This window comes from Coralloluteibacterium stylophorae (genome assembly GCF_018122625.2).
Taxonomy (GTDB): Bacteria; Pseudomonadota; Gammaproteobacteria; order Xanthomonadales; family Xanthomonadaceae; genus Coralloluteibacterium; species Coralloluteibacterium stylophorae.
Genome location: NZ_JAGQFT020000007.1, coordinates 87,343 through 101,175 on the forward strand (window position 1 = coordinate 87,343; position 13,833 = coordinate 101,175).

Genomic DNA, 13,833 nt, shown 5'->3' on the forward strand with positions numbered 1-13,833 from the left:
GGTCAGCCGACCCACACCCGCGCATTGCGGAACATGCGCATCCACGGCGAATCCTCGCCCCAGCCGGCCGGATGCCAGCTCATCTGCACGCTCCGGAACACGCGCTCGGGGTGCGGCATGAGCAGGGTGGCGCGACCGTCCGCACTGGTGAGGCCGGCGATGGCGTCCGGCGATCCGTTCGGGTTCGCCGGATACGCCGCCGCCGGCGCACCGTCGGCGCCGATGTAGCGGAACGCGACCTGGGCGGCGGCGGGCGCGCCGCCCGCGCCGAAGCGGGCCTGGCCCTCGCCGTGGGCCACCGCCACCGGGATCCGCGCACCGTGCATGCCGGCGAGCAGGACCGACGGCGATTCGGCCACCTCCAGCAGCGCCAGGCGCGCCTCGTACTGCTCGCTGCGGTTGCGCACGAAGCGCGGCCAGGCGTCCGCGCCCGGGATCAGGTCCTTGAGCTGGCTGAGCATCTGGCAGCCGTTGCAGGCCCCGAGGCTGAAGGTGTCCGGCCGCGCGAAGAAGGCCGCGAAGGCGTCGCGCAGGCGCGCGTGCTCGACGATCGAGGTCGCCCAGCCGCGCCCGGCCCCGAGCACGTCGCCGTAGGAGAAGCCGCCGCAGGCGGCGAGGCCGCGGAAGTCCTCGAGGCCGATGCGGCCGGCGAGCAGGTCGCTCATGTGCACGTCGACCGCCTCGAAGCCGGCGCGGGTGAACGCCGCCGCCATCTCGACCTGGCCGTTGACGCCCTGCTCGCGCAGGATCGCCACCCGCGGCCGCGCGCCGCGCGTCACGTAGGGCGCGGCGACGTCCTCGGCGGGGTCGAAGCCCAGCACCGGCGCCAGGCCGGGGGCGTCGAAGTCCAGCCGCGCCGCGCGCTCCTCGTCCGCGCACTCCGGGTTGTCGCGCAGGCGCTGCATGGCGTGGCTCACCGACCACCAGGCGCCGAACAGCTCCTGCCAGCTCCACTCGGCCAGCACCGCACCCTCGCTCTCGACCCGCACGCGCGGGCTGCGCGTCGGTCGGCCGATGCGCTGCGCGCAGTGGGTGAGCTCGAAACGGTCGACCAGGTCGGCGAAGGCCGCGCGGTCCTCGCAGGCGATCTCCACCACCGCGCCGAGTTCCTCGGTGAACAGGGTGCGGATCGGGTCGTCGCCCCAGCCCTCGAGGTTGATGTCGAGGCCGCGGTGCGAGGCGAACGCCATCTCGCACAGTGCGGCGAAGGTGCCGCCGTCGCTGCGGTCGTGGTAGGCCCGCAGCAGGTCGTCGGCGCGCGCGGCCTGGATAAGTTCGAAGAAGTCGCGCAGGCGGCGCGGCTCGTCGAGGTCGGGCACCGGCCCGCCGAAGGCGTCGTAGCACTGCGCCAGGATCGAACCGCCGAGGCGGCGCTTGCCGGCGCCCAGGCCGATCAGCCACAGCTCGGTGCCGTCCTCGTGCTCGGCCTGCGACAGCAGCGGCGTCAGCGTGGCGCGAGCGTCCTCGATCCTGGCGAAGGCCGAGACGATCAGCGATACCGGCGCGATCGAGGCCTGCTCGCCCTCGTCCGTCTTCCAGCGCGCCTGCATGGACAGCGAGTCCTTGCCGACCGGGATCGCGAGATCGAGCGCCGGACACAGCTCCATGCCCACCGCGCGCACCGCCTCGAACAGCGCGGCGTCCTCGCCCGGGGTGCCGGCCGAGGCCATCCAGTTGGCCGAGAGCTTGATGTCGGCCAGTTGCGCCACCGGCGCCGCCGCGAGGTTGGTGAGCGCCTCGCCCACCGCCATGCGCGCCGATGCCGCGGCGTCGATCAGGGCCAGCGGCGTACGCTCGCCGATCGCCATCGCCTCGCCGGCGTAACCGTCGAAATCGGCCAGGGTGACGGCGCAGTCGGCCACCGGCAGCTGCCACGGGCCGACCATCTGGTCGCGCGCGTTGAGCCCGCCGACGGTGCGGTCGCCGATGGTGACCAGGAAGCTCTTGGACGCGACGGTCGGGTGCGCGAGCACGCGCAGGCCGGCCTCGCGCAGGTCCAGCGTGGTGCTGTCGAGCCGGCTCCAGCGCGGCGCGTCGGCGCGCTCGGCCTCGCGGTGCATCTTCGGCGGCTTGCCGAAGATCACGTCCATCGGGATGTCGATGGCGCGCTCGCCGCCGGGACCGTCCTCCAGGACCAGATGCTCCTCGGCGGTGGCGCGGCCGACGACGGCGAAGATGCAGCGCTCGCGGCGGCAGATCGCCTCGAACTCCGCGACCCGGTCCGCGGCCACGCCGAGCGCGTAGCGCTCCTGCGACTCGTTGCACCACAGCTGCATCGGCGACAGCGACGGATCGTCGCTGGGGATGCGGCGCAGGTCGACGACGCCGCCGACGCCGGAATCGTGCAGCAGCTCGGGAATCGCGTTGGACAGGCCGCCGGCGCCGACGTCGTGCGCGGCGACGATCGGGTTGCCCTCGCCCATCGCCGCGCAGCGGTCGATGACTTCCTGGCAGCGGCGCTGCATCTCCGGGTTGTCGCGCTGCACCGAGGCGAAGTCCAGCGCCTCCGAGCTCTGCCCCGAGGCCACCGAGCTCGCCGCGCCGCCGCCCAGCCCGATCAGCATCGCCGGGCCGCCCAGCACCACCACCGCGTCGCCGTCGGCGAGCGCGAGCTTGCGGACCTGGCCGCGGTCGATCGCGCCGATGCCGCCGGCGAGCATGATCGGCTTGTCGTAGCCGCGGCTCAGACCCGGCGTCGGCGTGGCGATCTCGAAGCTGCGGAAGTAGCCGGCGAGCGCCGGCCGCCCGAACTCGTTGTTGAACGCGGCCGCGCCGATCGGGCCCTCGAGCATGATCTCCAGCGCCGGCGCGATGCGCGGGTTGAGCGGGCGCTCGCCCTCCCACGGCTGGGCGAGGCCGGGGATGCGCAGGTGCGAGACCGAGAAGCCGGTGAGCCCGGCCTTGGGCTTGCCGCCGCGGCCGGTGGCGCCCTCGTCGCGGATCTCGCCGCCGGCGCCGGTGGCGGCACCGGGGAACGGCGAGATGGCGGTCGGATGGTTGTGCGTCTCGACCTTGATCGCGAAGGCCGACGGCACGACGTCCTCGGCGCGGTAGACGCCGTCGCCGTCGGGCCGGAAGCGGCGCGCCGGATGTCCCTCGATCACCGCCGCGTTGTCGGCGTAGGCGGTCAGCGTGCCCTGCGGCGCGTGCGCGTGGGTGTTGCGGATCATCGCGAACAGCGAGCGCTCCTGCGGCTCGCCGTCGAGCGTCCAGCTGGCGTTGAAGATCTTGTGCCGGCAGTGCTCGGAGTTGGCCTGCGCGAACATCATCAGTTCGGCGTCGCTGGGCTCGCGCTCGAGCGCGGCGTAGCGGCTGCGCAGGTAGTCGATCTCGTCGGCCGACAGGGCCAGGCCGAGGCGGGCGTTGGCCGCTTCCAGATCGGCCAGCGCGACGCGCTCGGTCGCGCCCGGCGCCGGCGTGGCGAACAGCGCCGCGGCGGCCTCGAGGTCCTGCAGCAGCGACTGCGTCATCGGGTCGTGCAGGGCGCGCGCCAGCTGCGGATGCGCCGCCGGATCGCCCGCGGGCAGCCCCTCGATGTCCAGGCGCAGGCCGCGCTCGACGCGGCGGATGCCGACGCCGCAGCCGCGCAGGATCTCGGTCGCCTTGCTCGCCCACGGCGAGACGGTGCCCAGGCGCGGGACCACGTAGACGCTGCGCGCGTCGCCAGCGGCCGCCGGGCTGGCCGCGCCCGCATCGAGGATCCGCGCCAGCGCACTGCGGTCGACGGCCTCGGCCTCGGCGCCGGGATCGACCAGGTAGACGTGGGCGGCGTTGCGCAGCCGGATGCCCGGCGCGATGCGGCTCAGGCGGGACTGCAGGCGGGCGGTCTGATGCGGCGAAAGGGCGTCGGGCCCCTCGAGGACGAGCATGTCCGAGCGTCGTGTGGCGGCGGGGGCGGCATTGTAGCGGGTGGGGTCGGATGAAGCGGGATCAGGGATTCGGGAACTGCAGGCGGAATCCGCGGGAGCAAGCCGCTCCCGCGCCCGACCCTCATCGACCTCCGGGTCCCGGGTCCCGATTCCCGAGCCCCGGATCCCGACTACTCACCCCTTCCCCGCCAGCTGGTCCAGCCGCTGCCGCATCTGCGCCGCAGGCAGGTAGCCGCCGAGCTGGCGGCCGTCCTCGTTGAACACCGCCGGCGTGCCCTCGATGCCCATGCGCTGGCCGGCCTCGAAGTCGGCGGCCACCGGGTTGTCGCAGCTGCGGCCGGGCACCGACCTGCCGGCCTTGGCGTCGGTGAGCGCCTGGCGGCGATCGTCGGCGCACCAGACGCTGACGGCCTTGCGGTAGGCGCTGCCGTCGAGGCCGGAGCGCGGGAAGAACAGGTATTCCACGGCGATGCCGCGGGCGTTGTAGTCCTCGATCTCGCTGTGCAGCTTCTGGCAGTAGCCGCACTCGATGTCGGTGAACACGGTGACGGTGTAGTCGGGGTTCTCCGGCGCGAACACGATGCGCTGGCTGCGGTCCATGGTCGCCAGCACGTCGCGGCGGATGTCGGCCTTGCTCGCCTCGGTGAGGTCGCGCTTGTTCTCGACGTCGAGCACATTGCCCTGCACCAGGTACCTGCCGTCGTTGGAGACGTAGAGCAGCTGGCCGGCGACGAGCACCTCCTGGTAGCCCGGCAACGGCGCGTCGGAGACGCGATCGACCGGCACCTGCGGGATCAGCTCCTCGACCACGCGTCGCGCGGTGGCCGCGGCGTCGGACTCCTGCGCGCCACCGGCCGAGGCCGAGGGCGACGCGGCCGGGGCGGTCGCGGGGTCGCGACCGACGGCCGTGCCGGCGGCGTCGCGATCGCCTTCGGCGGCACAGGCGGCGAGACTGAAGGCGCCGATCAGGGCGACTGCGGCGATACGACTCATGCGTGGACCTCTGCTGGACGGGCTGGACGCCGGGGAACCTGCTGTGACCGTCGCCCCGGGCGACGGTTCCCGCGATTCTAGCCGCAGGCCCGCCCGCCCCCGCCGCTCATCCGCGCGGGTGGTGCAGCGCGTGCAGGCGCTGCAGGCGTGCGCGTGCGACATCGGTGTAGATCTGCGTGGTCGACAGGCTGGCGTGGCCCAGCAGCATCTGCAGCGCGCGCAGGTCGGCACCGTGGTTGAGCAGATGCGTGGCGAAGCTGTGGCGCAGGCCGTGCGGGCTGATCCGCTTCGGATCGATGCCGGCGACGACCGCCGCGGCCTTGACCAGCTGCCAGAAGCGCTGGCGGGTGAGCGCGGCGCCGCGGGCGTCGACGAACAGCCATTCGCTGCTGGCGCCACGCGTCCCGCCTGCGGCCAGCAGCTGCGGGCGCGCCCCGCCGAGGTAGCGCTGCAGCCAGTCCTGCGCATCCTCGCCCATCGGCAGCAGGCGATCCTTGCTGCCCTTGCCGGTGACGCGCAGCGCGCCCTGGCGCAGGTTCACCCCGGTCACCGGCAGTGCGACCAGCTCGCTCACGCGCAGCCCGGTGGCGTACATCAGTTCGAGCATCGCGCGGTCGCGCACGCCGGCAGGCGTGGCCGGGTCCGGCGCCTGGAGCAGGCGCAGCACCTCGGATTCGGACAGCGCCTTGGGCAGCGGGCGCCCGAGCCTCGGCCCCGGCAGCTCGGCGACCGGGTCGCGTGCGATCGCGCCGCGTCGCAGCTGCCAGACATAGAAGGCGCGCAGGCTCGACAGCAGGCGCGCGTCGCTGCGCGGGCTGTAGCCCTGGCGGCTGCGCTCGGCGAAGACGCCGAGCAGCAGCGGCGCATCGTGGCCGAGCAGGCCCGGGTGCCGCCGGGCCAGGCCTTCGAGATCGCGGCGGTAGCTCGCCAGGGTCTGCCGGGCCAGCCCGGACTCGGCCCAGGCCGCCTCGAGGAACGCGGCGATCGCATCGGCGTCGGCCTGCGCCAGCGGCGGCAGCGCCATGCTGCGCGCGCGCCGCTCGGCGGGCGTGGCGGTGCGCGGGGCGGCGGACGGGGCGGACATGCGCAGCAAGCTTAGGGACGTCCCTGGCGAGCCGCTATCCTTGTGCGGATGCATGCCCCCGTCTCCCCCGCCGCCCGCCCGGCCCACCTCCTGCTGCGCCTGTGTGCGCTGGTCTACGACCTGCTGCCGGTGCTCGCGCTGTGGTTCGTGGTGAGCCTGATCGTCTACGCCGCCCACGGCGCGGAACCGGTGGAATCCGACAGCCTCGGCGGGTGGATCGAGCTGGCGCTGCTGGTCGCGGTCACCGGCCTCTACGCGGTCGAATCCTGGCGTCGCGGCGGCCAGACCCTGGGCATGCGCGCCTGGCGCCTGCGCGTGGTCGCCGCCGACGGCCGCCCGGCCACGCGCCGGGCGCTGTGGATCCGCTACGGAGTGGCGATCGTCTCCCTCGGCGCCGGCGGTCTCGGGCTGCTGTGGTCGCTGTTCGAGCGGGAGCGTCGCACCTGGCACGACCTCGCCAGCCGCACGGTGATGGTGCGCCTGCCTCCGCCACCCAGGCGCGACAAGGCACGCCGGCCCTGAGCCCGGATCAAGCCTGGCGCCGGTACTGCCAGACCGCGACGCCGCCCAGGACCAGCGGCGTGACCAGGCTCGCCAGGCGCAGGTCGACGTCGTAGGCCTCGGCGAGCTGGGTCACGATCCGCTGCACCAGGAAGAAGCCCAGGCCGAACACGATTCCCAGGAACAGGCGCTTGCCGAAGCCGCCGCTGCGCAGCTGGCCGAAGGCGAAGGGCATCGCCGCCAGGCACAGCGCCAGCACGTTGAGCGGATAGAACCAGCGCGCCCAGTAGAAGGCCTCGTACTCGCCAGCGTAGAGGCTGTTGGCGCGCATGTAGTCGATGGTCTGGCTGAGCTGCGCGGTGGACAGGTAGCGCGGGCGGGTCATGCTGGACGCCAGCGACTCGCCGTCCAGCGAGGTTTCCCAGGGCACCTCGGCGTGGATCTCGACCCTGGCCTCGCGCGGCGTGAAGTGGATCCGGCGCACGTCCTCCAGCACCGAACGGTCGTCCGGCCGCAGCTCGGCGCTGCGCGCGCGGGTGAGCGTGGCGAGCCGGCCGTCGGCGTCGAACTCGTACAGGCGCACGTCGGCCAGCTCGACGAAGCTGTCCTGCCCGGCCTCGCGCCGCGAGCCGGCGCGGACGTTGACGAAGACCTCGCCGTCGCGCGCCCACAGCCCGGAGAAACGCGACAGGATGCTGTCGCCGCTCTTGGCCGAGGCCGCCAGCGAGGTCGCCCGCGCCTCGCCGCTGGGCCCGAGCGTCTCGCCGTTGACGATCATGACCGCGGTCAGCGCCACCAGCGCCAGCACCGCGCCCATGCAGATGCGCAGGCGCGAGATGCCGGCGGCCCGCAGCGCGGTCAGTTCGGAGGTGGAGGCCAGCCCGCCCAGGGCGAGGATGGAGCCCACCACCGCCGCCGACGGGAACAGGTCGTAGAGCCGGCGCGGCACCGTGAAGAGCACGTTGAGCAGGGCCAGGCCGAAGGTGTAGCCGCCGCCGAGGTCGCCGAGCTCCTGCACGACCGCGCCGATCAGGTCGAAGCCCAGCAGCACCGCCCAGGCCATCAGCACCGAGGCCAGCACCGCGCGGGCGACGTAGCGGTCGTGGATGCGCGGGCGCAGCGCCTGCCAGCCGCGGGCGAGCGCGCTCATGCCGGCCTCCGCGCACGCGGCATGCGCCCGTCGCGGGCGAACAGCCACAGCGCGATCGCGAACATCGGCAGGTGCAGCCACCACAGGCCGAGCCACGCCGGCAGCGCCCCCGCACCGAGCCAGGAGCGGCCGATGAACAGCGAGAAGACGTAGACCAGGTACCCCGAGAACGCCAGCAGCAGCGCGCCGTAGCGCGGCTGTCGCGGCTGCTGGCGCGACAGCGGGATCGCCGCCAGCGCCAGCACCATGGTCAGCAGGGGCAGGCCGATGCGCCAGTGCAGCTCGGCCAGCGCCGGGCGGTCGCCGCGCTCGATCAGCGCCGGCGTCGACAGCAGCAGCGGGTCCTCGTCGCCGATGGTCTCGGCGCGGTCCGGCAGCTGCGCCTCGTTGCGCTCGAAGCGCATCAGGCGGAAGTCGGCGCCGTCGACCGGCCCCTCGACGCGGAAGCCGTCGCGCAGCTCCAGGTAGCGCTCGGTGCTGCCGTCGAAGAACAGCTCGCCCGACTGCGCGGTGGTGATGTCGATGCGGCCCTCGTCGTCCTCGGTCTGCATGAACAGGCGCTGGAAGCGCGACCCGGCCGCGCTCATCTCGTCGACATAGATCACGCCGCCGCCGGGCAGCTCGACGAAGCGCCGCGAATCCAGTCCCGCCACCAGCAGCGAACGGTTGGCGCGGTCGATCATGCGCTGCCCCGCGCGCTCGGCCGCCGGCGCGCCCCACAGCGACAGCGCGGCGACGACCAGCACCACCGGCACCGCGAACAGCGCCAGCGGCCGCAGCAGGCGCTGCGGCCCGTAGCCGAAGGAGCTCATCACCGCCATCTCCGAATCGCGGTAGAGGCGCCCGATCGCCATCAGCAGGCCGAGGAACAGGGCCAGCGGCAGCACCATCGGCAGGTACTGGACCAGGCGCAGGCCGAGCTGCGACAGCAGCAGCGTGGCCGGAAGCTTGCCGCGGGCGATCTCGGAGACCAGGTCCGCGAACACGCCGCTCAGGCTCACCAGGAGCAGCACCACGAGGGTGGCGGCGGCGGTTTCTGCGAATTCGCGGAGGAGGTATCGCTCGAGACGGTGCATTCGCAGACGGCAGTGGCGGCTTTCGTTAGACTTGCGGGCTTTCTGCCGGTCCATGGCAGCCCGCTGCGCGCGCTCGCCTGATCGCCTGACGGCGGACCGGGTTCCAAATGCTCCGGACCAGCGTCCGGCGCGCAATCATACGGAATCACGACTGATGGCCCTGCAATTCGAACTGAATCGAACCGCTTCCGCCGATGCGGAGACCGACTGCCTGATCGTGGGCGTGTTCGCCGATGCCCCGCTCGCGGGCGTCGCCCAGGAGATCGACGGAGAAGGCCGCCTGGCGGCGCTGGTCGAGCGCGGCGACGTCTCCGGCAAGGCCGGGCGCACCAGCCTGATCCCCGACTTCCCCGGCATCCGCGCCGCGCGCCTGCTGGTGGTGGGCCTGGGCGAGCGCGGCAAGTTCGGCGCGTCGGCCTTCCAGAAGGCGGTCGCCGCCGCGGTGCGCGCGCTCAAGGGCAGCCCGGCGCGCAGCGCGCTGCTGACCCTGAGCGCGCTCGAGGTGAACGGCCGCGACGCGGCCTGGGCGCTGCGCAACGCGATCGCCGCCGCCGACCACGCCGCCTACCGCTACACCGCCACGATCACGCGCAAGGACGACGGCGTCCGGCTCGAGCGCCTCGCGCTCGCCGGCGACGACGAGGCCGCGCTGGTGCAGGGCGTGGCGCTGGCGGCCGGCGTGGAGTTCGCGCGCGAGCTCGGCAACCTGCCGCCGAACATCTGCAACCCCGGCTACATCGCCGAGCGCGCACGCCAGTTCGCGACCGAGACCGACGGCGTCGAGGCCGAGGTGCTCGAGCGCGCGGACATGGAGGCGCTGGGGATGGGCTCGCTGCTGTCGGTGGCGCGCGGTTCGGCCAACCCGCCGCGGCTGGTGGTCCTGAAGTACTCCGGCGGCGGCGACGCCAGGCCGTTCGTGCTGGTCGGCAAGGGCATCACCTTCGATTCCGGCGGCATCAACCTCAAGGTCCAGGGCGGCATCGAGGACATGAAGTTCGACATGTGCGGCGGGGCCACGGTGCTGGGCACCCTGGTCGCGGCCGCGCGCATGCGCCTGCCGGTGAACCTGGTGGCGATCGTGCCGGCGGTCGAGAACATGGTCGACGCCGACAGCTACCGTCCCTCGGACATCCTCACCAGCATGTCGGGCAAGACCATCGAGGTCGGCAACACCGACGCCGAAGGCCGCCTCATCCTGTGCGACGCGCTGACCTACGCGCAGCGCTTCGAGCCGCAGGCGCTGGTCGACGTGGCCACCCTCACCGGCGCCTGCATGGTCGCACTGGGCAAGGTCGTCTCCGGCCTGATGACCCGGCACGACGACCTCGCCGACGAGCTGCTGGCCGCGGGCGAGACCAGCTACGACCGCGCCTGGCGCCTGCCGCTGCACGCCGAGTACGAGGCGCTGCTGGAGTCGACCTACGCCGATGTCTACAACATCGGCGGCCGCTGGGGCGGCGCCATCACCGCCGGCTGCTTCCTCGGCCGCTTCACCGAGGGCCAGCGCTGGGCGCACATCGACATCGCCGGCACCGGCTCCGAGGACGGCCGCAAGGGCATGGCCACCGGGCGCCCGGTGGGGCTGCTGGTGCAGTGGTTGATGGATCGGGCCGGGTGAGGGATGAAGCGGGAAGAGGGAATGGGGATTCGGGAATGGTGAATCCGCCATCCGTCCGTCCAGCGCACGCAGGCGATCGCGCCCGGCAGGATGCAACGAGCGCCAGCGCCTGCTGACACCACCCTTCCCTCTTCCCGAGTCCCGCTTCCCGGCGTCTCCCCCATGCCAAGAGCCGACTTCTACCTCATCGCCAAGCCGCGCTTCCGCGACGATCCGCTGCGGCTGGTCTGCGAGCTGGCGCGCCGTGCGCACGACACCGGTTCGCCGACGCTGATCCTCGCGCGCGACCGGGCGCAGGCCGAGGCGCTCGACGATGCGCTGTGGGCCTTCGACGCCGAGGCCTACATCCCCCACCAGATCGCCGGCGAGGAGGATCCCGACGAGGACGAGATCACCCCGGTGGTGATCGCGCCGCCGGAGATCGACGTGCCCGACCGGCCGATGGTGATCAACCTGCGCGACGACGCCTTCGCCGGCCAGTGCGACCGCGTGCTCGAGGTCGTCCCCGCCGACCCCGCCGCCCGCGAGCCCCTGCGCGAGCGCTGGCGGCAGTACAAGGCGCGCGGGTTCGAGACGAACAAGCACGACATGTAGGTGGGGCGGGAAGAGGGGGTGAGAAGCGGGAGTGTCGGGACCCGAAGGGTGCGATGGCCGGAGCGGCTTCTCCCTCCCCCTTGATCCACCGCTTCCGCGTCGCCTGCTTCCGTCTCGACCTCCCACAGGTCCCTCTTCCCGCCCCTCACTCCCCCATTCCCGCTTCACCTCAAAGCCCATGGACAAGAGCTACGACCCCCAGACCTTCGAGACCCGCCGCTATGCGGAATGGGAGTCGTCCGGTGCGTTCGCGCCGCGTGGCGAGGGGCCGGCGTTCACCGTGCTGCTGCCGCCGCCGAACGTCACCGGCACGCTGCACATGGGGCATGCGTTCCAGCACACGATCATGGACGCGCTGGTGCGCTACCACCGCATGCGCGGGCACGACACGCTGTGGCAGGTCGGCTCCGACCACGCCGGCATCGCCACCGAGATGGTGGTCGGGCGCAACCTCGCGCGCGAGAACCTGACCCGCGACGGCCTCGGCCGCGACGCCTTCATCGGCAAGGTGTGGGAGTGGAAGCAGCACTCCGGCGACACCATCGAGCGACAGATGCGCCGCCTCGGCGCGTCGGGGGACTGGTCGCGCAGCGTGTTCACCATGGACCCGATGCCGTCGCAGGCGGTGGTCGAGGCCTTCGTGCGCCTGCACGAGGAGGGCCTGATCTACCGCGGCCAGCGCCTGGTCAACTGGGACCCGGTGCTGAAGACCGCGATCTCCGACCTCGAGGTGGTGAGCGAGGAGGAGAAGGGCTTCCTGTGGTCGATCCGCTACGACGTGATCGATCCCGCGCCCGGCGCGCCCGACCACCTGATCGTCGCCACCACCCGCCCGGAGACCATGCTCGGCGACGTCGCCGTCGCGGTGCACCCCGAGGACGAGCGCTACGCGGCGCTGGTCGGCAAGCACCTGCGCCTGCCGCTGTCGGACCGCGCGATCCCGGTGATCGTCGACGACTACGTCGAGCGCGAGTTCGGCACCGGCTGCGTCAAGATCACCCCGGCGCACGACTTCAACGACTACGCCATCGGCCAGCGCCACGGCCTCGAGTCGATCAACGTATTCACTCCGACCGCGACGATCAACGACAACGCGCCGGCCCGCTACCGCGGCCTCGACCGCTACGACGCGCGCAAGCGCATCCTTGCCGACCTCGAGGCGGAAGGCCGCCTGGTCGAGACCAGGCCGCACGTGCTGCAGGTGCCGCGCGGCGACCGCACCGGCCAGGTGATCGAGCCCTACCTGACCGACCAGTGGTTCGTGCGCATGGACACGCTGGGCGCGCGCGGGCTGGAGCTGGTGGAGACCGGCAAGGTGAGGTTCGTCCCGGAGAACTGGATCAACACCTACCGGCACTGGATGGGCAACATCCAGGACTGGTGCATCAGCCGCCAGCTCTGGTGGGGCCACCGCATCCCGGCGTGGTACGACGAGGCTGGCCGCGTCTACGTCGGCCGCGACGAGGCCGAGGTGCGCGCCCGCCACGGCATCGCCGAGGGCATCGCCCTGCGCCAGGACGCCGACGTGCTGGAGACCTGGTTCTCCTCGGCGCTGTGGCCGTTCTCCACCCTCGGCTGGCCGGACCCGGCGGCGATGGCCGAGCGCGGCTTCGAGCGCTACCTGCCCTCCTCGGTGCTGGTGACCGGCTTCGACATCATCTTCTTCTGGGTCGCCCGGATGATCATGATGACCGACCACTTCACCGGCCAGGTGCCGTTCGAGAAGGTCTACATCACCGGCCTGGTGCGCGACCGCGACGGCCAGAAGATGTCCAAGTCCAAGGGCAACGTGCTCGATCCGATCGACCTGATCGACGGCATCAGCGCCGACGCCCTGGTGGCCAAGCGCACCGACGGCCTGATGCAGCCGCAGATGGCGGCGAAGATCGAGAAGGCCACGCGCAAGGAGTTCCCCGACGGCATTCCCGCCTTCGGCGCCGATGCGCTGCGCCTGACCTTCGCCTCGCTGGCCAGCCACGGCCGCGACATCAAGTTCGACCTCGGCCGCGCGGAAGGCTTCAAGAACTTCTGCAACAAGCTGTGGAACGCGGCGCGCTTCGTGTTGATGCACAGCGAGGGCAGGGCCTTCGCCGGCGCGCCGACGCCCGCCACCGACGCCGAGCGCTGGATCCTCGCGCGCCTGGCCAAGGCCGCCGACGCGGCCGCCGGACACGTCGCCGACTACCGCTTCGACCTGCTCACCCAGACCGTCTACGACTTCACCTGGAACGAGTTCTGCGACTGGTTCGTGGAGCTGGCCAAGCCCGCGCTGCAGGGCGTCGACGCCGCGGCCGCCGACAGCACGCGGCACACGCTGCTGCACGTGCTCGAGGCCACCCTGCGCCTGCTGCATCCGCTGATCCCGTTCGTCACCGAGGAGATCTGGCAGCAGGTCGCGCCCAGGCTCGCGCTGGACGCGCGAAGCGTCAGCCTGCGCCCCTACCCGCAGGCCGCCGACTTCGCCCGGGACGCCGCCGTCGAGGCCGACATCGAATGGCTGAAGGCCGCGGTGACCGGCCTGCGCAAGGTCCGCAGCGACCTCGGCGTCGCGCCGACCAGGCCGCTGCCGCTGCTGCTGTCCGGCGGCGACGCCGGCGACCGCGCACGCACGGCCAAGTTCGCCGCGCAGCTCGCCTTCCTCGCCCGCACCGAGTCGCAGACCTGGCTGGAGGGCGCCGAGGCGCCGGCCTCGGCCGCGGCCCTGGTCGGCGAACTCAGGCTGCTGATCCCGCTCGCGGGCCTCATCGACCTCGACGCCGAACGCGTGCGCCTGGGCAAGGAGATCAAGCGGGTCGAGGGCGAGATCGCCAAGTGCAACGCCAAGCTCGGCAGCGAGACCTTCGTCGGCAAGGCGCCGGCGGCGGTGGTCGAGCAGGAACGCGCGCGCCTGGCCGACTGGAGCACCCAGCTCGACGGCCTGCGCGGACAGCTGCAGCGGCTGGGCTGAG

General features: G+C 72.7%; 9 protein-coding genes. 4 read left to right on the forward strand and 5 right to left on the reverse strand.

Features of this window, described 5'->3' with window-relative positions; translation table 11 throughout:
• Positions 1 to 2: 2 nt before the first annotated feature.
• The 3 genes from purL to xerD all read right to left on the reverse strand — a co-directional run bounded on the left by purL (position 3) and on the right by xerD (position 5,946).
• Complete coding sequence (purL, locus tag KB893_RS11660; protein WP_213173729.1) at positions 3 to 3,869, reverse strand: phosphoribosylformylglycinamidine synthase; 3,867 nt, start codon at positions 3,867 to 3,869, stop codon at positions 3 to 5.
• Between the two features lie 174 nt (positions 3,870 to 4,043).
• Entirely contained in the window at positions 4,044 to 4,862 is an 819-nt protein-coding gene (locus KB893_RS11665; RefSeq protein ID WP_211927221.1) for a DsbC family protein, read from the reverse strand.
• 106 nt (positions 4,863 to 4,968) lie between these two features.
• Positions 4,969 to 5,946: a site-specific tyrosine recombinase XerD gene (gene xerD, locus KB893_RS11670; protein WP_211927220.1), complete on the reverse strand. Its 978-nt coding sequence runs from the start codon at positions 5,944 to 5,946 to the stop codon at positions 4,969 to 4,971.
• Positions 5,947 to 5,994: 48 nt separating this feature from the next.
• Between xerD and KB893_RS11675 the strand changes: the two genes are divergently transcribed.
• The gene (locus KB893_RS11675; RefSeq protein WP_211927219.1) at positions 5,995 to 6,468 is read left to right on the forward strand and encodes an RDD family protein; all 474 of its coding nucleotides are present in this window, start codon (positions 5,995 to 5,997) and stop codon (positions 6,466 to 6,468) included.
• Positions 6,469 to 6,475: 7 nt separating this feature from the next.
• Here the strand turns inward: KB893_RS11675 and lptG are convergent, their stop codons facing one another.
• Together lptG and lptF are read right to left on the reverse strand one after the other, a co-directional pair.
• Complete coding sequence (gene lptG, locus KB893_RS11680) at positions 6,476 to 7,597, reverse strand: LPS export ABC transporter permease LptG (protein WP_211927218.1); 1,122 nt, start codon at positions 7,595 to 7,597, stop codon at positions 6,476 to 6,478.
• Positions 7,594 to 8,673: an LPS export ABC transporter permease LptF gene (lptF, locus tag KB893_RS11685; RefSeq protein ID WP_211927217.1), complete on the reverse strand. Its 1,080-nt coding sequence runs from the start codon at positions 8,671 to 8,673 to the stop codon at positions 7,594 to 7,596. Before lptF ends, lptG begins: the two co-directional genes overlap by 4 nt.
• Before the next feature lie 154 nt (positions 8,674 to 8,827).
• Here lptF and KB893_RS11690 point away from each other — a divergent pair, with 154 nt between their 5' ends.
• From KB893_RS11690 to KB893_RS11700, 3 genes are all read left to right on the forward strand, one after another.
• Complete coding sequence (locus KB893_RS11690; protein ID WP_213173730.1) at positions 8,828 to 10,291, forward strand: leucyl aminopeptidase; 1,464 nt, start codon at positions 8,828 to 8,830, stop codon at positions 10,289 to 10,291.
• Between the two features lie 162 nt (positions 10,292 to 10,453).
• Positions 10,454 to 10,885 carry a DNA polymerase III subunit chi gene (locus KB893_RS11695; protein ID WP_211927908.1) on the forward strand — a complete coding sequence of 144 codons (432 nt, stop codon included), beginning with the start codon at positions 10,454 to 10,456 and terminating at the stop codon, positions 10,883 to 10,885.
• A 178-nt stretch (positions 10,886 to 11,063) separates the two neighbouring features.
• Entirely contained in the window at positions 11,064 to 13,832 is a 2,769-nt protein-coding gene (locus tag KB893_RS11700; RefSeq protein ID WP_211927907.1) for a valine--tRNA ligase, read from the forward strand.
• Position 13,833 lies beyond the last annotated feature (1 nt).

Coding starts and splice junctions, on each gene's coding strand:
- KB893_RS11700 (WP_211927907.1), top strand. CDS start 11,064: ATGGACAAGAGCTACGACCCCCAGACCTTCGAGACCCGCCGCTATGCG.
- KB893_RS11675 (WP_211927219.1), top strand. CDS start 5,995: ATGCATGCCCCCGTCTCCCCCGCCGCCCGCCCGGCCCACCTCCTGCTG.
- KB893_RS11690 (WP_213173730.1), top strand. CDS start 8,828: ATGGCCCTGCAATTCGAACTGAATCGAACCGCTTCCGCCGATGCGGAG.
- lptF (WP_211927217.1), bottom strand. CDS start 8,673: ATGCACCGTCTCGAGCGATACCTCCTCCGCGAATTCGCAGAAACCGCC.
- lptG (WP_211927218.1), bottom strand. CDS start 7,597: ATGAGCGCGCTCGCCCGCGGCTGGCAGGCGCTGCGCCCGCGCATCCAC.
- xerD (WP_211927220.1), bottom strand. CDS start 5,946: ATGTCCGCCCCGTCCGCCGCCCCGCGCACCGCCACGCCCGCCGAGCGG.
- KB893_RS11695 (WP_211927908.1), top strand. CDS start 10,454: ATGCCAAGAGCCGACTTCTACCTCATCGCCAAGCCGCGCTTCCGCGAC.
- purL (WP_213173729.1), bottom strand. CDS start 3,869: ATGCTCGTCCTCGAGGGGCCCGACGCCCTTTCGCCGCATCAGACCGCC.
- KB893_RS11665 (WP_211927221.1), bottom strand. CDS start 4,862: ATGAGTCGTATCGCCGCAGTCGCCCTGATCGGCGCCTTCAGTCTCGCC.